Source organism: Streptomyces sp. NPDC002265, from assembly GCF_040296125.1.
GTDB lineage: Bacteria > Actinomycetota > Actinomycetes > Streptomycetales > Streptomycetaceae > Streptomyces.
The window spans coordinates 1-20,927 of record NZ_JBEOWS010000013.1; the positions used below are offsets into that span (position 1 = coordinate 1).

Below are 20,927 nucleotides of genomic sequence, written 5' to 3' on the forward strand. Positions count from 1 at the left end.
GGGCGACCAGAATGCCCAACACCGTTCGGGGCGTTCGGCTGAGCAACCACAGTCCTGGAGACAGGACTCACTCCCGCTCAGTCTTTAGGAACGGTGGGAGTCAGGCGTCTCATGGGCGGATCGTCGACGACCGCCGTGAACCCCCGGTGGCCCCGAGATGGCCGCGGGCGACGCCGGGACCTGTCCTACTCGGCGGCCGGGTCCCCGCCCTCCATCGCCAGCAGCTCCTCGTTCGGGATCGCGCCGCCGAACCGCCGGTCGCGCGAGGCGAACTCGACGCAGGCGCGCCACAGGTCACGGCGGTCGAAGTCCGGCCACAGCACGTCCTGGAACACCATCTCGGCATACGCGCTCTGCCAGAGCAGGTAGTTGGAGGTGCGCTGCTCGCCGCTCGGGCGCAGGAACAGGTCCACGTCCGGCATGTCCGGGTAGTACATGTACTTCTGCAGGGTCTTCTCGGTGACCTTCGACGGGTCGAGCCGGCCCGCCTTCACGTCCTCCGCGAGGGCCTGCGCCGCGTCGGCGATCTCCGCGCGGCCGCCATAGTTCATGCAGAAGTACAGCGTGAGCGCGTCGTTGTCCTTGGTCTGCTCCTGGGCGACCTGGAGCTCCTTGGCGACCGACTTCCACAGCTTGGGCATCCGGCCCACCCAGCGCACCCGGATGCCGAGCCCGTCGAGGGTGTCGCGGGTCTTGCGGATGAAGTCGCGGTTGAAGTTCATCAGGAAGCGCACCTCGTCGGGCGAGCGCTTCCAGTTCTCGGTGGAGAAGGCGTACAGGGAGATGCTGCCCACGCCGATCTCGACCGCGCCCTGGAGCACGTCGAGCACGCGCTCGGCACCGACCTTGTGGCCCTCGGTGCGCGGCAGTCCGCGCTCCTTGGCCCAGCGGCCGTTCCCGTCCATGACGATCGCCACGTGCTTGGGGACCAGCTCGCCGGGGAGCTTGGGCGCGCGGGCGCCGGACGGGTGCGGCTCCGGCGCCTTGTACTCGCGGCGCTGGCGTCCCAGGAACCCGCGTACCACCATGTGCTTCTCGTCTCCTCTTACGGCCTGACGCTTATTTCTCAACGTACCGAAGCGAGCGCAGCCCGCGCTCCAGATGCCAGTGCAGGTAGGCGGACACCAGTCCGCTGCCCTCCCGGACGTGCCTCGGCTCGCAGGCGTCCGCAGTCTCCCAGTCTCCCGTAAGCAGCGCGCCGAGCAGTTCCAGGGTCGCCGGTGAGGGTACGACACTTCCCGGCACCCGGCAGTCCACGCACAGGGAGCCCCCGGAGGCCACCGAGAAGAAACGGTTGGGTCCGGGCATTCCGCACTTCGCGCAGTCGTCGAAGCTCGGCGCGTAGCCGTTGACGGCGAGGGAGCGCAGCAGGAACGCGTCGAGGACGAGATGCGGGGCGTGCTCGCCCCGGGCGAGAGTGCGCAGGGCGCCGACGAGCAGCATGTACTGCTGGACGGCCGGCTCGCCCTCGTGGTCGGTGAACCGCTCGGCGGTCTCCAGCATGGCCGTCCCGGCGGTGTACCGGGTGTAGTCGGTGACGATCGGGCCGCCGTACGCGGCGATGATCTCGCTCTGGGTGCACAGCGGCAGCCCGCGGCCGACCAGCTCGCTGCTGCCCCGCGCGAAGAACTGCACGTCCACGTGGGAGAACGGTTCGAGGCGGGCCCCGAACTTCGACTTCGTGCGCCGCACCCCGCGGGCCACCGCCCGCACCCGGCCGTGGCCGCGGGTGAGCAGCGTGATGATCCGGTCCGCCTCACCCAGCTTCTGGGTGCGCAGCACGATGCCGTCGTCGCGGAACAGACTCATGGGCCCATTGTCGCCTACGGCGGATGTGCTCCGGGGACGGAGTCGGGGAGAAGGGAGTCAGGAGGCACCCGGCTCGGGCGGGGTCGTCGTCGCCCGCACGGAGTCCGGTAATCCGTTCTGGCTGATGCTCCACAGCTCGGCGAAGCGCTTGACCCGCTCCTGCACCTCCTTCTCGGTCGCGTCCACCGTCGTCCAGGAGGGCACGCCCATCTGGTCCGCGGTGATCTCGTAGGACAGGGCGCCGTCGAAGATGATGAAGTCGATCATCTTGCCGCGCTGGGCGTTGATCGGCAGATGCGGCAGGGCCACGACCCGCACCTCGATGCCGATGCTGCGCTGCTCCTCGCAGAGCGCGTCGAGGGTCGCGATGTCCTCGGGCTGCTTCACCACGAACAGCCGCCGCACCTTGACCCTGCGCTGCGGGTCGTCGATCGCGACGCGCTGTGCCTCCAGATACCGGCCGGCGGGCTCGCTGTTCCAGAAGTCGCCGTCGACGGGGGAGGTGCTGATGGCGTCGATGGAGGTGGTGGCGCACTTGGTGAGCGTCAGCAGCCAGTCGTGGTTCTCGCCCGGCGACTTGGCGTTGAGGTTGGCGAAGTTGTACATGTAGCCGGCCAGGCGCTCGATCTCCTGGCCCGCGAAGTCGTGCAGGATCTTGGGCCCGTTGGCGACCACTTTCGTGGCGTACTCGGCCAGCCGGGGCACCCCGTCGCCCCGCAGCTGTTCCACCTCGTTGAAGAGCTTGGTGGCCTCGCCGATGTCCACGAAGCGCTGCTCGACCACGCCGCGCAGATCACCCAGCTGCTGCGCGAAGGTGATCATGAACTGGACGATCAGGATCGCGCCGCCGAACAGGACGGACAGGACCACCCGCCACAGGTCGTCCGGGCCCGGTGAGATGACGTTGGTCAGCACATAGGCCCCGCCTCCCGTCGCCACGGTGATCAGGAGTTTGCGCAGCAGTGACCGCGCGCTTTCGTCGGATCCCCGGTCTCCCCGGCCGGCCGTGGTGCTGTTGATTCGCGTAGATGTCGGAGCGTTCATCTCGTTTCTCCCCCGTCGGGATCGAGGTGCTGTGCGCGGTCAGGGCGCCATGAGGGACTCCCGCTGCGCCGATGCGGCCCGCAGGGCGAGCTGGTCCCGGACGCGCTGTACCTGGGTGTGCCACTGCCGGCTGAACCCGGGGTCGTCCTCGAGTACGTCCCACAGGGCGACGAGCCTTCGGTCCACCCGCGCTCTCGGCATCCACAGGTGCAGCAGATGGTCGACGAGCGGGCCCAGCACCTTCAGCGCGGCTGCCCCGTCCGCGGATCCGATCCGGATACCGTCGAGTTTGTCAACGACTGTCGTCAACAACCAGTCGTGTACCGCGAAATCCTCGGCGAGCCGGGCCACCGCGGCGGGTTCGATGTCGTCCGGCACTCTGAACTCGGCCAGCCGCACCCCTCCTTCGGCGACCGTGAAGCGTTCGAGCGACACGCCCGCGCCCGCCGCCGCGGGCAGCGCGGCCCAGCGCAGGCCGGTGGTGCGGGAGGTGAGGGGCACGTCGTAGTCGACGAGCAGACGGCTGCGGGAGATCCTGCCGAGGAGCCCCTCGGCCACGGAACCGACGTCGAGCGCGTCGCCGCCGGCCGTCCGGTCGTGGCTCAGGAAACCGTGCGCGGCCGCGGTGGCGGGGAGTCTGCCGACGGGGACCAGTACGCCCGGCCGGACCAGGTAGTAGCCCCACGGCCGGCGCCGGTCCGGGCCCGCCGCGGGGGCCGAGAAGTACGCCGACGCCTGCAGGACGCGGCCGTCCGTGAGGCTCGCGCGGGCCGCGACCGTGCCGACCACGCGGACCTTGGCCCCGTTGGCGGTGGGCAGCCGGCAGTCGACGCCGGTGAGCACCTCGGGCGACACCACGTACAGGTTGGGGCGGTTCGAGGTGCGGATCCGGTCGTCGGCGCGCAGTTGCAGCAGCCGTTCGGAGACGGCCGCGCCCACCGCGTCCCGGCACGGCAGCAGACAGGTGCGCACCTCGCCGCAGGCCAGGTGCGGGCGGCGCGCCGTCTCCCCCGTCGCGCCCATGTCACAGCCCCGGCGGGAACACGTAGGACGTGCGCTCCACGACGCCCTCCGGCACGGGGTGTCCCTCGGCGGCGGCCCGCGCGACGACCTGGGCCTGTGCCCCGGCGTCCACCTGGGTCTGTTCGAGGATGACCCGGACCGCGTGCTCGACGGGCAGGAAGCGGGACGGGAGCACGCTGCACGTGCGGTACGCCGTGAAGGGCGCCGCCGAGGGGTCGAGCCGCAGCAGGCTCGGCAGCGCGTCCCAGTCCTCGGGGAAGACGGCCCCTTCCCGGTTCTCGGGGACGAGCACGGCGTCCCCCTTGTCGCGCAGCAGGCCCAGCCGGGCCAGCTGCCACACGGCGGCCAGGAAGGCGCAGGACCAGACGCGGCCGCCGGTGTGCTCCTGCCACAGTTCGACGTCGACGAAGACGGAGTGGCCGCGGGCGCCGGTCTCGCTGGGCGGCTGCCAGGCGGCCGCGGTGTCGAGGGCGGCCGTGGTGCGCCGGTCGGGGGCGCGGCGGCCGTTGCTGAGCCAGCCGGTCAGGCCCAGGGGCGGGCGGAAGCCCCTGCTGCCGGGCGGCGGTGTCTCGACGAGCCGGTCCAGGACGGCGTCGGCGAGCCCGCCGCGCTCGGGCCGCCGGGCGTCGGTGCGGGCGCAGCCGGACTCGCGGGCCAGGTAGTCGATGCCCAGACCGGCCCGCTCGGCCGCTTTCAGCAGGGGCGGCAGGAGCTCGGCGGGGGTGGCCAGGCGGCTGAAGTAGTCGTCGATCAGGAAGCAGGTGCTCACCCGGGGCGGCCTGCCGTCCGGGAGGGCGGGCAGCGAGTCGCGCGCGGCCTGCACCCAGGGCCGTACGGCGGTGAAGTGGTGGTACAGCCGCTCGGGGCCCTCCGCGAAGTCCTCCATGTACAAGTGGCCGAGTTCCAGGGACAGATGGGAGAAAGGCACGGCCTCCGTGCGCGGCTGGGCGCTGGTCTCCCGGAACACGGCTCCGCTTCGGTTCACAGCTGCCCCCAGTACTTGTCGTCGGCCAGCCGCTCGGCGAGTTCGCCCATCGCCTGCCAGGTCTCGACGTTGGCGATCCCCCTGTCGAACACATCCCGGTCGGTGATGAGTTGTTCGCGTAATTGCAGGACGGGTTCCAGCGGGACCGATCCGAGAACCCGGCTCCTGCCGATGCCCAGATCCGCGGCAATGGTCTCCAGTTGTTTGTTGTACTCGCGCATCCACGCCGACTGGGCGGGCGGCACCTCCGACCACAGCGCCGATTTGAGATCGGGCACGGCCGCCCGTACGAAACGGATGGAGCCGAGCAGGGTCTGCCGGTCGTGCCCCATGACCTCGCCGGCGCTCACGATGCCCTGTCGGCCGCCGACGAGTTCGGCGGCCGCCGTCACATGCTGGCGGGTCCAGCGGTGATAGACGAGCCAGCGGGTCTTGATGCGCCGTAACTCCTCGCTCGCGGTGGCCGCGAGAGCGAGGTCCATCGCATAGCTGCGGCCGGCGCTCAGGTCCACCACGATCACGTCGAATTCGCGCTTCAGTCCGAGGATCAGATCCACGCAGCGGTGGAGGTTCTCGGTGTCGGTGACGAATTCACCGCCGCTGCGGTCCCCGGGCAGCAGAACGAGCCGTCCGGAGCGGTCGGGTTTGTCACGCAGGACGTAATGCTCCGTGCGCGCCCAGACGTCGACGCGCATCGGTTCCCCCGTCTCGCCTTTCAGATACGAGTGCAGGCCGCACCCTTCGGCTTCCTTGAGGACGTCGGGCAGGTCGAAGACGGCCGGGGCGGTGGGCGAGCCGAAGTCGAAATCGAGGTAGCAGACGTCGACCCCGGCGAGGGCTCTGCGGTAGGCGAGGTTGGCGCTCGTGACCGAGCGGCCGGTTCCTCCCTTGTCGGAGGCGGCGAAGACCAGCACGGTCACACCCCCGAACCGGTGTCCCTGGCCCGGGCCAGGATGTCGAGCCTGCGCAGCACCCCGTAGGCGAGGGCGCAGGCGGTGCCCGGCTGGTTGTCGAGGACCAGGCGGGCGCGGCGCAGGTCCGCCACGACGCTCGTCAGCTCCTCGCCGCCGCGGCTCTTGGCCGGCGGGGCGGGCTTCATCTGCTCCTTGCCGAGGAGGTGGGTGGCCTCGCTGAGCAGGGCCCGTGCGAGCGCGGTCAGTTCGGTGCTGCGGATCGGCGACTGGTCGTAGAGCTGGGAGGCGGCGACCATGCACTCGGTGACGCGCTCGGTGATGCTCCAGGACAGCGGCCCGGTGCGCTCCTGCGAACTGGGGTAGACCGCGTGGACGTTGTCCCACAGGCCGGCGCCCTCGCCCTCGCCGACGCGCCGCCGCCACAGATGGCCGAGGATGTCCTCGGCGAGCTGGAGCAGCCGGTCGCGGGAGGTGAGGCTGCGGGACAGGGAGCACAGCTGGATGGTCCGTTTGAGCAGCTGGGCGGAGAAGTCGGTCATGGCCCACTGCATGGCCGGGCCGTGCCGGTCGCTGCCGAGCAGGGGCAGCGAGACGCCCGGGTTGTGCAGACGGACGGCCGGGTCGTCGTCGGTGGCCCGGCTGGTGATGCGGCCGCGTTCGGCGAGCCGCTCCATGACGTCGACGGTGCGGGCGAGGTCGTCGTCGGTGGCGCGGCGGCGGACCAGGTCGTGGACGAGGATGGAGGCCACGCAGAGCGAGAAGTACTCCGACTCCAGCTGCTGGCCGGTGGTCCGCCAGGGGATGTCCTCCAGGGGCCAGCGGTCGTCGCCGAAGCGGGCGATGCCCGACCAGTACTGCTGGGTGATCTCCCACCGCAGCCGTAACGCCTCGGCCAGCCGCTGCTGTTCGGGGTTGAGCAGCGCGAGGGTGAGGGTGCGCTCGGAGAACAGGTCCTGGATGCCGTCGAGGGCGACGACGGTGAAGTAGAGGTAGGGGACGGCGTCGGCCGCGCCCGGCGGCTGGACCCCGATCTCGTCGGTGGTCTCCACCTCGGGCGCGTCCTGGACCAGGCTCCAGGCCCAGCCGCACTCGAACAGGCGGTTGTCGTTGCGCAGTTGCTCCTCGACCTCGACGCCGAGGATCAGGCTCTCGCCGATGACGGCGCGCAGTGCCTTGAAGCGGTCCTGGAACCGCTGGAGCACCACCCGGTCGGAGGCGCGCCCCCGGCCGAGGAGACGGCACATGGCCTGTCCCTGGGAGGAGTCGACCTCGAAGACGTTGACGGTGAAGGAGCGCAGCAGGCTCACCATGGCGGAGGTGAGCCGCATGCTGGTGGTGTCCCAGAGCCCCTGGATCAGTCTCTGCGTCTCGGGGCGGGTCGTTCTCGTCCGGTAGACCCGGAGGAAACCGAGGGTGGCCAGGCACAGGGTGACGGACATCGAGAAGGAGTCGACGACCCCGAATTCCCGCTGCTCCTTGGTGAGTTCCTGCTCGGGGTCGGCGGGGAGGAAGTAGTAGCCGCCGGCGAACGTGGGACCGAGGTCGCCGCCGTGGTGCTTGGCCATGAAATCGTTGAGCACCCGGACCAGGTTCCCGGGAATCTCGGTGGCGTCCCCCGCCTCCTTCAGGGCCTGCTCCACGTCCTCCTCGGTGACGTCGGGATTGTCCAGGCCGAATTCTGGAATCTCGGTGGCGGGATACATGAGACACAGCAGACGTTCGGCGTCGGCGACGCTGCTGCGGCCGCCCCATTCACCCCAGTTCCATTCGCCGCTCTCGAAGGTATGGCCGGCGATGGCCTGCCATACGTCGAGAAGCTGCGCGCGCGGTTTGATCTGCATTCCCCATGCCCCCTCACACAGGTGCGAAAAACAGCCGCGGTCAGTCGTTGCGGTGACCGCAGGCCAGAATCATTCCCGTGTAGCCGTCGCGAAGGTCGTCCGGTTTTCCGAGGTGCATGGGATCGACATCGCTCGCGAAACCCTTCAGCAGGTTCCTGATCTCCACGGCGCCGACGTAACTCGCCGGAAAGTCCTCCCCGCCCACGGGATATCCACGGGAATTCTCCATGAATGCGGCGGCGAACGGAGCACCCGGTTCCAGGGCGTTCATGAAACAGGCGACGCCGTCCGCGAACTCGTCCCGCGACTCGGTGATCGACTCCGCGACGAAGAACATCGTGCCCATGGCCCAGCGTTCCGTTTCGCCGTCGGGGCCCGGCCTGCCGAGGTCGTACAGGTTCCCGGACCGGACAGTGACGGTCTGCCGGAACCGCTCCCTGGGGTCCGGGCCGAGCGCGGCGTAGCCCTCGCCACCCTCGCCCTCGCACAGGACCTCCCAGAACGGGTCCCAGGTGGCGGCGTAGCCGGGGATCTCTCTGCGCAGATGGGCCACGTTGGCGGCCGACCACTCGTACTGGGTGATGGTCTCGCACCAGGGAAGCATGGCGAAGGCGGGATACAGGTTCGGTCCCGCGCCCACGTCGATACCGGACCCGACACGACCCGGCTTCCTCCGGAAATGATCACCGAAGTGATCGCGGACGACCGAGAGGATCTGCTTGTCGTCAGGATGAAGCGCGAGGTAGTTGCGGTGGATGTATTCCTGGGGGTCAAATTTGTCCCAGTCGACATCAGCGTTCAGCTTATCCGCGCCAGTCAGCGATCCCGAGGTCATTGGCTCAATGTAGCGCACGGCGCCCGTGCAGCGGGCCAGCCAATCACGTCAAGTCCCGTTCCTGTCTTGAGCGACCAGAAGACGTCAGGCGAAGATAGGGAAACATGCGCGCCCATCCCGTTCGGTATGCATATCCCATCATTGGTATGCATCTTCGAATCTTCCACAAGGGGACGATATGCCTCCTCTTCTGCAGATCAGAGCGGTCACCGAAGCGGATCTTCCGGAACTGGTCCGCCTGGACGCGGAGGCCTTCCCCTCCGGACCGTATCCGTACTTCGTCCTGCGGCAGTTCCTCGACGCGTACGGCGACCACATGCTCGTCCTGGACGACGGCGCGAGCCTGCTCGGCTACGTGCTCGCCACCGCACCCAACCGCGACCTGAGCTGGATCCTCAGTCTCGCCATCACCCCGGGCCTCCAGGGCCAGGGGCTCGGCCGCAGGATGATGTCCGAGATCCTCGACCACCTGCGCTCCGAGGGGGTGAAGGAGGTCTGGCTCACCGTCGAGCCCGGCAACGACACGGCCGTCCTCCTCTACCGCTCGCTGGGCTTCGCACCGGAAGGCACGCCCCGCAAGGACTACTTCGGCCCGCACCAGCACCGTCTGCGCATGGCGCTCCTCCTCTGAGAACCGCGGGCAACCGAATCCGCCCGCACGGTGGTCTGGTGGGCGAGGAGGGTGCTTGATGCAGGCCGAACTTGAGGCCCAGTACGAGGAGTTCGTCAGAGCGCGATGGTCACGCCTGGTGCGGACCGCTTATCTGCTCACCGGCGACGCCCACCACGCCGAGGACCTGACGCAGACCGCGCTGGCGAAGGCGTACCGGTCGTGGCGGCGCGTCGCGCGCAGCGACAGCCCGGAGGCGTACGTCCGCCGGATGCTGGTCACCTGCAACAGCGACCGCTTCCGCAAGCGGCGGGTGGCCGAGGCGCTGACCTCGGCACCGCCGGAGCGGGCGAGGCGGGACGACGCGGTGGGGCGGGTCGAGGAGCGCGGTGTGCTGATGGCCGCGCTGGCCGGACTGCCGCCCCGGCAGCGGGCGGTGGTGGTCATGCGCTATTGGGAGGACCTGTCCGAGGGCGAGGTCGCCGAGGTGCTCGGCTGCTCGGTCGGCACGGTCAAGAGCCAGGCGTCCAAGGCGCTGGCGAAGTTGCGCGTCTATCCGGGGCTGGGGCTGGTCGCGGACGCGCCGGAGCCCAGCCGTACGTCGGCCGGACAGGGAGACAGCAGGTGAGCGAGGAAGAGCGGCGGTCGTCGCAGGCGGGTTCCGGCGCCGGATCCGGTGGCACGCCGGCGGGCGGCGAGGACATCGACCCCCGCTTCGAGGAGCAGGTGCGCGAGTTGCTGGCCGAGGACGCGTACGGTTTCCGGCCCGCGCCCGCGCCCTATGCCGCGGTACGGCGCCGGGGTGTGGCCGAGCGGCGCCGCCGGGTGGCGGCGGCGGGCGCGATGCTGGTGACGCTGGCCGCGCTGCCCGTCGGGGCGTACGCGGTGGATGTCGGCGGGAGGTCGGACACGGCCTCGCCCCGGCCCTCCGCCGGCGCCCCGCGCAGCCCCCTGCCGGTCTCGTCCGCGCCGGTGTCGGCGCCGGCCACGGAGCCGGCCCGCCCGGCCACGGAGGGACAGCTGCTGGACGGCATCACCTGGGCACAGGCCGCCGACGGGCTGCAGAAGTGCATCGCCTACAACGAGTCGTTCCGGTCCGCGGGCGAACGGAGCCTGGGCAAGGCCGCGGACTACCGGATCCTCCTGGCGATGAACAGCACCGGCGACTCCAACGCCCCCGGTGACGGCATGTACGTCGTGGCGGTCTCGAAGCAGGCGCCGGCCGCGCAGTCGATCCGGCTGATCTGCACCGTCAAGGACGGCGCGGCGACCGGCGGCAACACCAGCGTGGGCAACGAAGCCCCCGAGGACGGCGGCCCCGTGTCCGTCGACATGAACAGCGGCAAGCTCTACCAGCAGTCGGTCATCGACCGCGGGCACTGGAGGCTGCCGTTCGGCTGGGCGATCATCGGCACGGTCGGCCCGAAGGTGACGAAGGTGACCGTCTCCTACGGCGACGCCACCGGCGAGACCGTCCTGGACCACGGCTGGTTCGTCGCCCACGGCACCCTGGACCGGCAGGTCACCAGGGCTCCGCACGTCAAGGGCTACGACGCGGCGGGCAAGCTCGTGTACGACTCCGACCAGGACAAGTACTACGAGAAGACGCTGCCCTAGGGCCTGCCTCGGGGACTTCGGGAACCGCGGACGTTTCACCGCGCGCTGCGCGCCCTCGGCAACACGGGCGCGCAGCGCCGTCATGTGGGCGCCCCGCGACGCGGGACGGTCGGACGTCCCGTGTCACACGTCCGGCGGTGCCCAGGGGCCGTAGAGCCTGATAAGTCGTCAATTGCCGCCATTGCACTGTGCCATTGGCCGGACCTCCGGCGGATACCGCCATTCGTGTGCGGGCCCTTGACCACCCTCACGGCCGCTCCTATGGTCGCGCTGACCAATCGGACGTAGGACGTCGTATCTCCGCGGACAATTCACCCGCTCCGGGCCCGAACCCCCCGCCCTCCTCTCCCCCGAAACCCCTTCGCTGGAGGAACCGTGCGCGACGTGACCCACGACGTTCCGGCGCTGCACCGCCGGTCGTTCCTGAAGCACACCGGCGCCCTGGGCGCGGCCGCGGCGCTCTCGTCGTCGCTGGCGGCCTGCTCGGCCGGGCCGGAGTCCACCAACGACACCGGGTCGGGCGCCGGCGCGCAGCGCACCCTGACCGCGGTCATCGGCTACGGCAACGACGGCAGCTGGGATCCGACGCAGACGGCGTCCGCCTTCGCCATGGCCGCCAACAACCACATCTACGAGGGGCTGGTCGACACCGATCCGATCACCCGCGAGCCGTACGCCGCGCTGGCGACCCGGACGCCGGAGAACCTTTCGGGCACCTCGTGGAGGTTCGCGCTGCGGCCGGGCGCCACGTTCCACGACGGGCGGCCGGTCACCGCCGACGACGTCGTGTTCGTCTTCGACCGGATCCTCGACCCGGACACCCAGACCCTCGCCAAGGGCTTCTTCGCGAGCTGGCTGGAGGACGTCCGCAGGATCGACGCGCGCACCGTCGAGCTGGTGCTGAAGTTCCCCTTCCCGGAAGGGGTGTCACGGCTCACCCTCGCCAAGATCATGCCCAAGCACGTGTACGAGCGGCCGGGCGCCTGGGACGACGCGATCCGGGGCAAGGCGGTGGGCTCGGGCCCGTACCGGCAGACCGCCCACCACCCGAAGTCCAACACCACCTTCGCCGCGTTCGCCGGCTACAACGGCCCGCGCAGGCCCGCCTTCAACAGGATGAACTGGCTGACGATCGTGGACGCCGCCTCGCGGGTCGCCCGGATCTCGGGGGCCGCCGCGGGCGCGCAGATCGCCGACAACATCCCGTACGCCAACATCCGGCAGCTGCAGAAGGGCGGCATGTCGGTGGCCGGCGGGGCCGGGATGAACAACCTGTTCCTGATGTTCAACACCCGGCACAAGCCCTTCGACGACGTACGGGTGCGCCAGGCGCTGCACTACGCCGTCGACACCGAGAAGATGGTGCAGGCCGCCCTCAAGGGCCACGGCAGGCCGGCCTCGTCCTTCCTCGACGAGGGCAACCCGTCCTACCGGCGGGCCAGGACGGTCTACGACCACGACCCCGAGCGGGCGAAGGCCCTGCTGAAGGCGGCCGGGGTGAGCGGGCTGCACGTCGACCTCCTCGCGGTGAACGTGAGCTGGATCGCCGACTGCCTGCCGACCATCAAGGCCTCCTGGGACGCGATCGGCGTGCGGACCACGCTCTCCCCGCAGGAGACCACGGCCGTCTTCACCAAGCTGGACCAGAAGCAGGACTACCAGGTCGTGGCGGCCGCCTCGAACCCCAACCAGTTCGGCCTCGACGCCGACCTGATCATGCACTACAACTACGGCCCGCAGAACCTCTGGATGCAGTACGCCCGCTGGGCCGGCGACCCCGTCGCCAGGAAGCTCTTCAAGGACATGGACCGGGCCACCCGGGAACCGGACCCCGCGCGGAAGCTGGCGCTGATCCAGGACTATCTCGACGTCGTCGCCGAGCAGGCCGTGCTCTACCCGGTCGTCCACAACGAGCTGATGACCGCCTGGAACCCGAGGAAGCTGACCGGGATAAGGGCGCAGCCGTACCCCGGTGTGAACCTCCTCCAGGCCAAGTGGACCCAGTGACAGGGAAGCCGTCCTCGTGATCGCCGTCGTCAGGATCCTGGCCCGCCGTCTCGCCCTGCTCGTGCCACTGCTGCTCGGCATCGTGCTGTTCGTGTTCCTGGTGATGCGCTTCTCCGACGTCGACCCGGCGTCCGCGTTCTTCCAGGGCGCCAACCCGACCCCGCGGCAGCTGCACGACTTCCGCGAGCGCAACGGACTGCTGGACCCGCTGCCCGTCCGCTACGCCGAATTCGTCGGCGACCTGCTCCACGGCGACCTGGGCACCAGCGCCCTGACCCGGGCCCCGGTCGCCGACCAGGTCGCCACCGCGCTGCCGCTCACCCTCCAGCTGACCTTCCTGGGGCTCGGCATCGCGGTGGTGCTGGCGCTGGCCGGCGGGGTGACCGCCGCCCTGTACCGGGACCGGCCGCCGGACCAGGTCATCCGCGTCGTGTCCCTGACCGGGGTCGCCGCGCCGTCCTTCTGGCTGGCCCTGCTGATGATCCAGTACCTGGCGGTCGGCCGGGGCTGGTTCCCGGCCGGCGGCTACGTCAACCCGGCCGACTCCCTCACCGGCTGGCTGCGCACGATGACGCTCCCGGCGCTGGCGCTGTCCCTGCCGGTGGCCGCGCAGCTCACCCGGGTGGTGCGCACGGCGGTGGTGGAGGAGCTGGACAAGGACTACGTACGGACCGCGGTCGGCAGCGGGCTGCCGCCGCGGGTCGTGGTGGGCCGCAACGTGCTCAGGAACGCGCTCGTCAATCCGCTGACCGTGCTCGGGCTGCGGGTCGGCTATCTGCTGGGCGGCGCCGTCGTCATCGAGACGATCTTCTCGCTGCCCGGCATGGGCAAGCTGATGATCGACGCCGTGCAGAACGGCGACCCGGCCGTCGTCCAGGGCGTGGTCCTGACGACCGCGGCCGGCTTCGTGGTCGTCAACCTCGTCATCGACGTCCTCCATCTGCTGGTCAACCCGCGTCTGAGGGAGGCCGCATGACCTTCACCCGCGAGGGCCTGGCCCGGACCCTGTCCCGGCCCGGCATCCGGCTGCGCGGCTGGCGCCGGCTGCCGCCGCTGTCGCGGACGGCCGTCTGTCTGCTGGCCGTCGTCGTCCTGGCGGCGCTGTTCGCCCCGCTGCTGGCGCCGCACGACCCGCTCGACCAGCAGCCGCCCGTCGACGACACCGGACATCCGTCGGCCGCGCACTGGATGGGGCAGGACAGCCTCGGCCGGGACATCCTCAGCAGGCTGATGTACGGCGCCCGCTGGTCGCTGGCGATCGGACTGGGCGCGACCGCGCTCGCGCTGGTCGTCGGCGCGCTGCTCGGCGCGGTCGCGGCGACCTCCCGCAAGGGGGTCGACGAGACGCTGATGCGCGCCCTGGACGTGGTGATGGCGTTCCCCGGCATCGCGCTGGCGGCGGTGCTCGTCGCGGTCTTCGGCGGCGGCATCACCGTACTGATCTGCGCGATCGCGTTCCTGTTCACCCCACCGGTGGCCCGGGTCGTACGGGCGAACGTGCTCGACCAGTACGGCGAGGACTATGTGACGGCGGAGCGGGTGATCGGCGCCCGCACCCCGCACATCGTGCTGCGTCACGTGGCCGTCAACTGCGCGGCACCGGTCCTGGTGTTCTGCACGGTCCAGGTCGCCGAGGCCGTCGTCTTCGAGGCGTCGCTGTCCTTCGTCGGGGCGGGCGTACGGCCGCCGGACCCGTCCTGGGGCAGTGTGATCGCGGACGGCAAGAACATGGTGCTGACCGGCGGCTGGTGGGCGACGGTCTTCCCCGGCCTGCTGATGCTGGTCACGGTGCTGTCGCTGAACATCCTGTCCGAGGGCGTCTCCGACGCGTGGGCGGCCCCGGCTCCGCGGGAGGTCGCACCGGACGCGCGGGAGGACGGGCTGGAGCAGGCCGGACCGGGCGGCGGCGAGACCTTGGAGCTGCCGTCGCTGGCCGAGGCGGCGGACCGGCTGCGCGCGCGGGCCCGCCCGCTGCCCGAGGGGCCGCCGGTGCTCGTGGTCGAGGACCTCGCCGTCGGCTTCGCCGGCCGTCACGGGGGCGTCGACGTCGTCGACGGCATCGGCTTCGAGGTGCGCCCCGGCGAAATCCTCGGCCTGGTCGGCGAGTCGGGCTGCGGCAAGTCGCTCACCGCGCTCACCGTCATGGGTCTCGAGCCCAAGGGCGCCCGGGTGCGCGGGCGGATCCGGTTCGGCGGGCGGGACCTGTCGGCCGAGCCGATGCGGGTGCGGCGCAGGCTGCTGGGCCACGAGATGGCGATGATCTACCAGGACGCCCTGTCGTCCCTCAACCCGGCGATGACGATCCGCGCGCAGCTCGGGCAGCTCGTGCGCCGGGGCGGGAGCCGGGAGCCCGCGGAGCTGCTCGCGCTGGTCGGCCTGGACCCCGACCGGGTCCTGCGCAGCTATCCGCACGAGCTGTCCGGCGGCCAGCGCCAGCGGGTCCTGATCGCCATGGCCCTGTCCCGCGAGCCGAGGCTGATCGTCGCGGACGAGCCGACCACCGCCCTCGACGTGACCGTGCAGGCGCAGGTCATGGAGCTGCTGCTGACGCTGCGGGCGCAGCTGGGCTTCGCGCTGGTCCTGGTCTCGCACGACCTGGCGCTGGTCGCGGACGTCACGGACCGGATCGTGGTGATGTACGGCGGGCAGATCGTGGAGAGCGGGGTGACCGCCGACCTGGTGGAGGCGCCCGCCCACCCCTACACGCGCGGGCTGCTCGGCAGCGTGCTGTCCCTGGAGTCGGCGGCCGCGCGCATGACCCAGATCAGGGGGGTCGTGCCCGCCCCCGCGGACTTCCCGCCCGGCTGCCGCTTCAGTTCCCGCTGCCCGCGGGCGGACGACGTCTGCCGTACGACGGCACCGGACCTGGTGGGCGGCGCCCGGCACACCGCGGCGTGCCACCACCCGGCGGCCGGTCTGCCGTCCGGGCAGGACCCCGAGGGCTCGCAGAGCTCGGAGAGCGAGCCGGTGACATGACGGCCCTGGTGGAACTGTCCGACGTGCACGTCGTGCACAAGGCCCGCAGCGGCGGACTGTTCGCCCGTGACAGGGTGTACGCCCTGACCGGGGCCGGTCTCTCCGTGGCGCCCGGGGAGACGGTCGGCGTGGTCGGCGAGTCGGGCTGCGGCAAGTCGACGCTGGCGAAGGTGCTGGTGGGCGTGCAGCGGCCGACGTCGGGCACGGTGTCCTTCCGGGGCCGCGACCTGTGGTCGATGCCGCCCACCGAACGCCGGACGGCCGTCGGGGCGGGCACCGGCATGGTCTTCCAGGATCCGTCCACGGCCCTGAACCGCCGGCTGACGGTACGGCGGATCCTGCGCGACCCGCTGGACGTGCACGCCCGGGGCACCGCCGCGGCGCGGGAGGAGCGCGTACGGGAACTGATGCAGCTGGTCGGTCTGCCGCGGGCGCTGGCCGACGCGCTGCCCGGACAGCTCTCCGGCGGCCAGCGCCAGCGCGTGGCCATCGCCCGCGCGCTGGCCCTCGAACCGGGTCTGGTGGTGGCCGACGAGCCGACCAGCGCGCTGGACGTGTCGGTCCGCGCGCAGATCCTCAACCTGCTGCTGGACCTGAAGGAACGCCTGGGTCTGGCCCTGGTGTTCGTCTCGCACGACATCCAGACGGTACGCCGGATGAGCGACCGGGTGATCACGATGTACCTGGGCCGGATCGTCGAGGAGTGCCCGGCCGGACGGGTCACCGACCACGCCCGGCACCCGTACACCCGCGCACTGTTCTCCGCCACGCCCGGTCTGCTGGACCCGGTCGACCCGATCCCGCTGACCGGACCGGTCCCCTCGGCGACCCGGCCGCCCAGCGGCTGCCCGTTCCGCACCCGGTGCTGGCGGACCGACCAGGAGTGCGTGTCCGTCATGCCGGATTTCTCGGCCGCGTCGGACCCCGCGCATCGCTACCGTTGCCACCATCCTGTGGAGGAGGACCGGCCGACCCGCGACCTCGTACGGCAGAGCCAGCACCCCAGGGAGCCTTGATGACGATCCCCGCCCCGCCGACCGGTGTCGTCCCGCCCGTCTGCACCCCCCTGACACCGGACCGCGAGGTGGACGTCCCCTCGCTGCGCAGACTGGTCGACCATCTGACGGCGGGCGGGGTGCACGGGCTGTTCGTGCTCGGTTCGACCTCGGAGGCGGCCTATCTGACCGACCGGCAGCGGCGGCTGGTCGTGGAGACGGTGGCCGGGCACGTGGCCGGGCGGCTGCCGGTGCTGGCGGGCGCGATCGACATGACGACGCCCCGGGTCCTGGACCACGTGCGGGCGGTGACCGAGGCGGGCGCGGACGCGGTCGTGGTGGCCGCCCCCTTCTACACCCGCACCCATCCGGCGGAGATCGCCCGCCACTACCGGCTCGTGGCGTCCGCCGCGTCCGTTCCCGTCATCGCCTACGACATCCCGTCCGCCGTCCACACCAAGCTCCCCGCCGCGCTCGTCCTGGAGCTGGCCGCGGACGGTGTGCTGGCCGGCCTCAAGGACTCCAGCGGCGACCTCGCCGGCTTCCGCGAGGTCGTCACCGGCGCCCGCGCCCATCCCGGCATCACCGGCTTCAGCGCCCTGACCGGCTCCGAACTGGTCGTCGACAGCGCGCTCGCGCTCGGCGCGGACGGCGCGGTGCCCGGTCTCGCGAACGTCGACCCGCACGGCTACGTCCGCCTCGACCGGCTCTGCCGGGACGGCGAGTGGCCGCGGGCGCGGGCCGAACAGGAGCGGTTGTGCGCGCTGTTCGGGATGACCGGGGTGGGCGATCCGGCGCGGATGGGCGGCAGCTCGACGGCGCTCGGGGCGTTCAAGGCGGCCCTGTACCTGCGGGGGGTCATCGACTGCCCGGCCACGGCGGAGCCCCAGGTGCCGCTGTCGCCGGAGGAGACGGAACGGGTGGGCAAGCACCTGGCGGCGGCGGGCCTGCTCTAGGGCGTGTCCGGCCTGCCTGCTCCAGGGCGTGTCCGGCCTGCCGCGGGGCGGATGGCGGACGTCCCGTCAGTCCGGCAGCGTCACCCGGCGGAAGGTGATCGTCTCGTACGGCCCCGCCGCCCCCGTCTCGTACAGCACCCCGACCGTCCGTGACCCCGTCTGCACCAGGTCCGAGTAGGCCGCCGGCCGGTCCGACAGCGTCATCGCCCTGGTGAAACTCCCGCCGCCGTCCGTGCTGCGCCACAGCGCCAGGGCCCGGCGGGCGGTCGGCACGGACGGGCCGGAGAACAGCAGCGGGGCGGCGCGGCCCCACGGCTGCAGGACGCTGCCCTGGACCACCGGCACGTCGTTCAGCGTGGGCTGCACGGCGTAGGGCCGGACCAGGGTCCGCGCGCCGTCGCGGGAGTGGCTGTCGAGGCGGTGGCCGACGCCGGTGCCGTTCTGGTTCCGGGCGTTGAAGTAGATCCGTCCGTCGGGCAGCTGCGCGGCACCGGTCTCGTTGGGGTGGTGCGGGCCGTCGGCGGGACCGGCGACGAAACCCAGCCGCCAGCTGTACCCGCCGTCGTCGCTGTAGAACGCGTGCGCGCCGTAGTACCTGGCCTCCCGGCCGGTGTCGGGCGACCCGGCCGGCGGGGCGACGGAGTGGTCGGCGGCGACGACCAGCCGGCCGGCATGCGGCCCCCGGGTCAGGGCGAGGGCGTGGCCGGGCCCGGTCGCGTACCAGCGCCAGCCCGCCGGCTTCACCTCGGCCGTGATGTCGCGCGGCGGCCCGAAGTGCCGGCCGTCGTCCCGGCTGCGCTGTACGAACACCCGCCGGCCCCGCGCGGGCGGGACCTCGCCGCGCATGATCTGCGCCTCGGTCACGGCACCGCTGTTGTACGACGTGACCAGCACGACCGCGCCCGTGCGCGGATCGACCACGGGCGCGGGGTTGCCCCGGGTGTCCCCGTGCCCGGCGGCGACCACGGTCGTCGGGCCCCAGGTGCAGCCGCCGTCGGCGGAGCGGCGCAGCACGACGTCGATGTCCCCGGTGTCGGCGGCGCCGTCGCGCCTGCCCTCGGCGAAGGCGAGGACCGTGCCCGTACGGGTGCGGACGACGGCGGGGATGCGATAGGTGGCGTAGCCGCCCACGCCCGAGACGTAGGGCACGGAGGAGGTGCAGCCGGTGGCGGCGGAGGCGGTCCGGGCGGTGACCGCCCACGGGGCGAGGAGCACGACGGCGGTCAGGAGGGTGCGGCTCAGCCGGGTCATCGTTCTCCCTTGTGCGGGTGTCGTCCCGCACGGGACGCCGGCCGGTCGGCGCCCCGCGCGGGACGCCGGCCTGTCTCCGTCACATCCTGCCCGGCGTCACCAGCCCCGACTCATAGGCCACGATGACCAGCTGGGCCCGGTCGCGTGCCCCCAGCTTCCCCATGATCCGGCTGACATGGGTCTTCGCGGTCAGCGGGCTCAGCCCCAGCGCCTCGGCGATCTCGGTGTTGTTCAGTCCGCGCCCGACCAGGGCGAGCACCTCCCGCTCGCGGTCGGACAGGCACTCAGGTCCGCCGGTCGCCGGTGCCGAGGGGCTGCGCAGGAACCGCGCGATCAGCCGCGCGGTCGGCCCCGGGGACAGCAGCGCCTCCCCGGCCGCCACCGTGCGGATGGCGTCGAGGAGTTCGGCCGGCCGGGTGTCCTTCACCAGGAAGCCGGAGGCACCGGCCCGCAGCGCCTCGACGATGTTCTCGTCGGTGTCGTAGGTGGTCAGGACCAGCACCCGCACGCCCGCCAGGTCCTCGTCGGCCGCGATCAGCCGGGTCGCCTCGATGCCGTCCAGGCCGGGCATGCGGATGTCCATCAGGACCAGGTCGGCGCGCCGGGCCCGGGCCAGCTCCACGGCCTCCCGGCCGGTGCCCGCCTGTCCCACGACCTCCATGTCCCCCGCCGACTCGACGAGCATCGCGAACGCGGCCCGTACCAGGGTCTGGTCGTCGGCGAGCAGTACCCGGACGGTCATGCGGTCCCTCCCAGCGGCAGCAGTGCCGTCACCTCGAAGCCTCCGTCGGCGCCCGGTCCGGCCAGTACTGTCCCGCCGACGCTGCGGGCGCGTTCGCGCATCCCGACGAGCCCGAAGCCGGGGGTGCCGGGCCCGGCGCCCGTTCCGTCGTCGCTGACGCGTACCCGCAGGGCGCCCTCGCCGTCGTCCACGCTCACCCGGACGGTGAGGTCGTCCCGGCCGCCGTGCCGTACGGCGTTGGTCAGCGCCTCCTGCACGATCCGGTAGGCGGCGGCGCCGACCGCGGGCGGGGCCTCGCCGGTGCGCACGGCCAGTTCGACCCGTGCGCCCGCGAGCCGGGCCGCCTGCGCGAGGTCGGGCAGACCGTGCAGGCCGGGCAGCGGTCCGCGCGCCTCGGGCGAGTCGGGTTCGCGCAGCACCTCCAGGGTCGTGCGCAGCTCGCCGCGTGCCGTCCGGCAGGTCTCGGCGATGTCGTCGAGGGCCTGGGCGACGGCGGCGCGGTCGAGGCGGTCGGGGTCGGTGGCCAGGACATGCGCGGCCACCGAGGTCTGGACGCCGATCAGGGTGATGCTGTGCGCGAGCAGGTCGTGCAGGTCGCGGGCGATCCGCAGCCGCTCCTCCGCGACCCGTCTGCGGGCCTCCTCCTCGCGGGTGCGTTCGGCGCGCTCGGCGCGTTCGACGATCGCGGCCACGTACTGGCGGTAGTAGCGGACGTCGACGCCGAGGAAGAGCACCGCGATCATCCAGCCGGAGACCCGCAGCAGGCTGAGGGCCTGGTGGGTGCTGACCGTGAGCATGACGCTGATGGAGATGGTGAGGACGGTCAGACCGGTCAGCACGGTGCGCAGCGGGCGGCCGGTGACGGCGACGGTGTAGAGCGCGATGTACTCGGCCGCCGTCGGGGCCGCGTGGTTGTTGTCGAGGGCGTGGTAGGGCGCGACCAGGGCCACCACCAGGGCGAGGGTGAGCAGCGGCCGGCGCCGCCGCCACACCAGGGGCACGGCGGCGGCCAGCAGCAGGGTCCAGCCGAGCCCGTCCGGACGGCGCGCTTCGTCGGTGCAGAGGGCGACCACCGCGGCGAACACGGCGGCGGCCGCCGCCAGCCACGCGTCGTTGCGGGTGGCGTGCGGGGCGGTCCGGGGGTCGCGGTTGACCACCGCCATGATCCGCTCGATCCGGCGGGGCGGCGTCCCGGTGCCGGCCCGCGCCGGCGGCACGGCCTGCGCGGACGGCACGGACGGCACGGACGGCACGGACGGCACGGACTGAGCGGGTTGCGCGGAATGGTCGGGATGCACGGGTTCATCTTCCGGTAGGAGGGC

General features: G+C 71.9%; 19 protein-coding genes. 8 read left to right on the forward strand and 11 right to left on the reverse strand.

Features of this window, described 5'->3' with window-relative positions:
* Positions 1-185: 185 nt before the first annotated feature.
* From ABT085_RS04050 to ABT085_RS04085, 8 genes are read right to left on the reverse strand one after another with little or no spacing between them, the layout of a single operon-like run.
* A complete protein-coding gene (locus ABT085_RS04050; RefSeq protein WP_152884097.1) occupies positions 186-1,028 on the reverse strand; it encodes an isoprenyl transferase in 843 nt (280 codons plus the stop codon).
* A 31-nt stretch (positions 1,029-1,059) separates the two neighbouring features.
* Positions 1,060-1,809, reverse strand: coding sequence for a DNA repair protein RecO (recO, locus tag ABT085_RS04055; RefSeq protein ID WP_351601675.1), 750 nt, complete (start codon positions 1,807-1,809; stop codon positions 1,060-1,062).
* 57 nt (positions 1,810-1,866) lie between these two features.
* Positions 1,867-2,853 (reverse strand): hypothetical protein, encoded by a 987-nt coding sequence (locus ABT085_RS04060; protein WP_351601678.1) that lies wholly within the window; start codon positions 2,851-2,853, stop codon positions 1,867-1,869.
* A gap of 39 nt (positions 2,854-2,892) precedes the next feature.
* A complete protein-coding gene (locus ABT085_RS04065) occupies positions 2,893-3,876 on the reverse strand; it encodes an SCO2521 family protein (RefSeq protein ID WP_351601686.1) in 984 nt (327 codons plus the stop codon).
* A gap of 1 nt (position 3,877) precedes the next feature.
* Positions 3,878-4,861: an SCO2522 family protein gene (locus tag ABT085_RS04070; RefSeq protein ID WP_351601689.1), complete on the reverse strand. Its 984-nt coding sequence runs from the start codon at positions 4,859-4,861 to the stop codon at positions 3,878-3,880.
* On the reverse strand, positions 4,858-5,775 hold the full coding sequence (locus ABT085_RS04075) for an SCO2523 family variant P-loop protein (RefSeq protein WP_351601819.1): 918 nt from the start codon (positions 5,773-5,775) through the stop codon (positions 4,858-4,860). Before ABT085_RS04075 ends, ABT085_RS04070 begins: the two co-directional genes overlap by 4 nt.
* Before the next feature lie 2 nt (positions 5,776-5,777).
* On the reverse strand, positions 5,778-7,616 hold the full coding sequence (locus ABT085_RS04080; RefSeq protein ID WP_351601692.1) for an SCO2524 family protein: 1,839 nt from the start codon (positions 7,614-7,616) through the stop codon (positions 5,778-5,780).
* Positions 7,617-7,656: 40 nt separating this feature from the next.
* A complete protein-coding gene (locus ABT085_RS04085; protein WP_351601695.1) occupies positions 7,657-8,451 on the reverse strand; it encodes an SCO2525 family SAM-dependent methyltransferase in 795 nt (264 codons plus the stop codon).
* A gap of 178 nt (positions 8,452-8,629) precedes the next feature.
* Here ABT085_RS04085 and ABT085_RS04090 point away from each other — a divergent pair, with 178 nt between their 5' ends.
* The 8 genes from ABT085_RS04090 (at position 8,630) to ABT085_RS04125 (ending at position 17,612) form a co-directional block, all read left to right on the forward strand.
* A complete protein-coding gene (locus tag ABT085_RS04090; protein WP_351601698.1) occupies positions 8,630-9,082 on the forward strand; it encodes a GNAT family N-acetyltransferase in 453 nt (150 codons plus the stop codon).
* A gap of 58 nt (positions 9,083-9,140) precedes the next feature.
* Positions 9,141-9,689, forward strand: a complete 549-nt coding sequence (locus ABT085_RS04095; RefSeq protein ID WP_351601700.1) for a SigE family RNA polymerase sigma factor — start codon at positions 9,141-9,143, stop codon at positions 9,687-9,689.
* Positions 9,686-10,678, forward strand: a complete 993-nt coding sequence (locus tag ABT085_RS04100; protein WP_351601703.1) for a hypothetical protein — start codon at positions 9,686-9,688, stop codon at positions 10,676-10,678. The genes ABT085_RS04095 and ABT085_RS04100 overlap by 4 nt, the downstream gene beginning before the upstream one ends.
* Before the next feature lie 375 nt (positions 10,679-11,053).
* A complete protein-coding gene (locus ABT085_RS04105) occupies positions 11,054-12,685 on the forward strand; it encodes an ABC transporter substrate-binding protein (RefSeq protein ID WP_351601706.1) in 1,632 nt (543 codons plus the stop codon).
* 16 nt (positions 12,686-12,701) lie between these two features.
* The gene (locus ABT085_RS04110; protein WP_351601708.1) at positions 12,702-13,661 is read left to right on the forward strand and encodes an ABC transporter permease; all 960 of its coding nucleotides are present in this window, start codon (positions 12,702-12,704) and stop codon (positions 13,659-13,661) included.
* On the forward strand, positions 13,658-15,661 hold the full coding sequence (locus ABT085_RS04115; RefSeq protein ID WP_351601711.1) for a dipeptide/oligopeptide/nickel ABC transporter permease/ATP-binding protein: 2,004 nt from the start codon (positions 13,658-13,660) through the stop codon (positions 15,659-15,661). The genes ABT085_RS04110 and ABT085_RS04115 overlap by 4 nt, the downstream gene beginning before the upstream one ends.
* Positions 15,658-16,677, forward strand: coding sequence for an oligopeptide/dipeptide ABC transporter ATP-binding protein (locus ABT085_RS04120; protein ID WP_351601714.1), 1,020 nt, complete (start codon positions 15,658-15,660; stop codon positions 16,675-16,677). The genes ABT085_RS04115 and ABT085_RS04120 overlap by 4 nt, the downstream gene beginning before the upstream one ends.
* Positions 16,677-17,612: a dihydrodipicolinate synthase family protein gene (locus ABT085_RS04125; protein ID WP_351601717.1), complete on the forward strand. Its 936-nt coding sequence runs from the start codon at positions 16,677-16,679 to the stop codon at positions 17,610-17,612. The genes ABT085_RS04120 and ABT085_RS04125 overlap by 1 nt, the downstream gene beginning before the upstream one ends.
* Before the next feature lie 66 nt (positions 17,613-17,678).
* Here the strand turns inward: ABT085_RS04125 and ABT085_RS04130 are convergent, their stop codons facing one another.
* The 3 genes from ABT085_RS04130 to ABT085_RS04140 all read right to left on the reverse strand — a co-directional run bounded on the left by ABT085_RS04130 (position 17,679) and on the right by ABT085_RS04140 (position 20,768).
* On the reverse strand, positions 17,679-18,863 hold the full coding sequence (locus ABT085_RS04130) for a sialidase family protein (protein WP_351601724.1): 1,185 nt from the start codon (positions 18,861-18,863) through the stop codon (positions 17,679-17,681).
* Positions 18,864-18,942: 79 nt separating this feature from the next.
* On the reverse strand, positions 18,943-19,605 hold the full coding sequence (locus ABT085_RS04135) for a response regulator (protein WP_351601727.1): 663 nt from the start codon (positions 19,603-19,605) through the stop codon (positions 18,943-18,945).
* On the reverse strand, positions 19,602-20,768 hold the full coding sequence (locus ABT085_RS04140) for a sensor histidine kinase (RefSeq protein WP_351601822.1): 1,167 nt from the start codon (positions 20,766-20,768) through the stop codon (positions 19,602-19,604). The genes ABT085_RS04135 and ABT085_RS04140 overlap by 4 nt, the downstream gene beginning before the upstream one ends.
* Positions 20,769-20,927 lie beyond the last annotated feature (159 nt).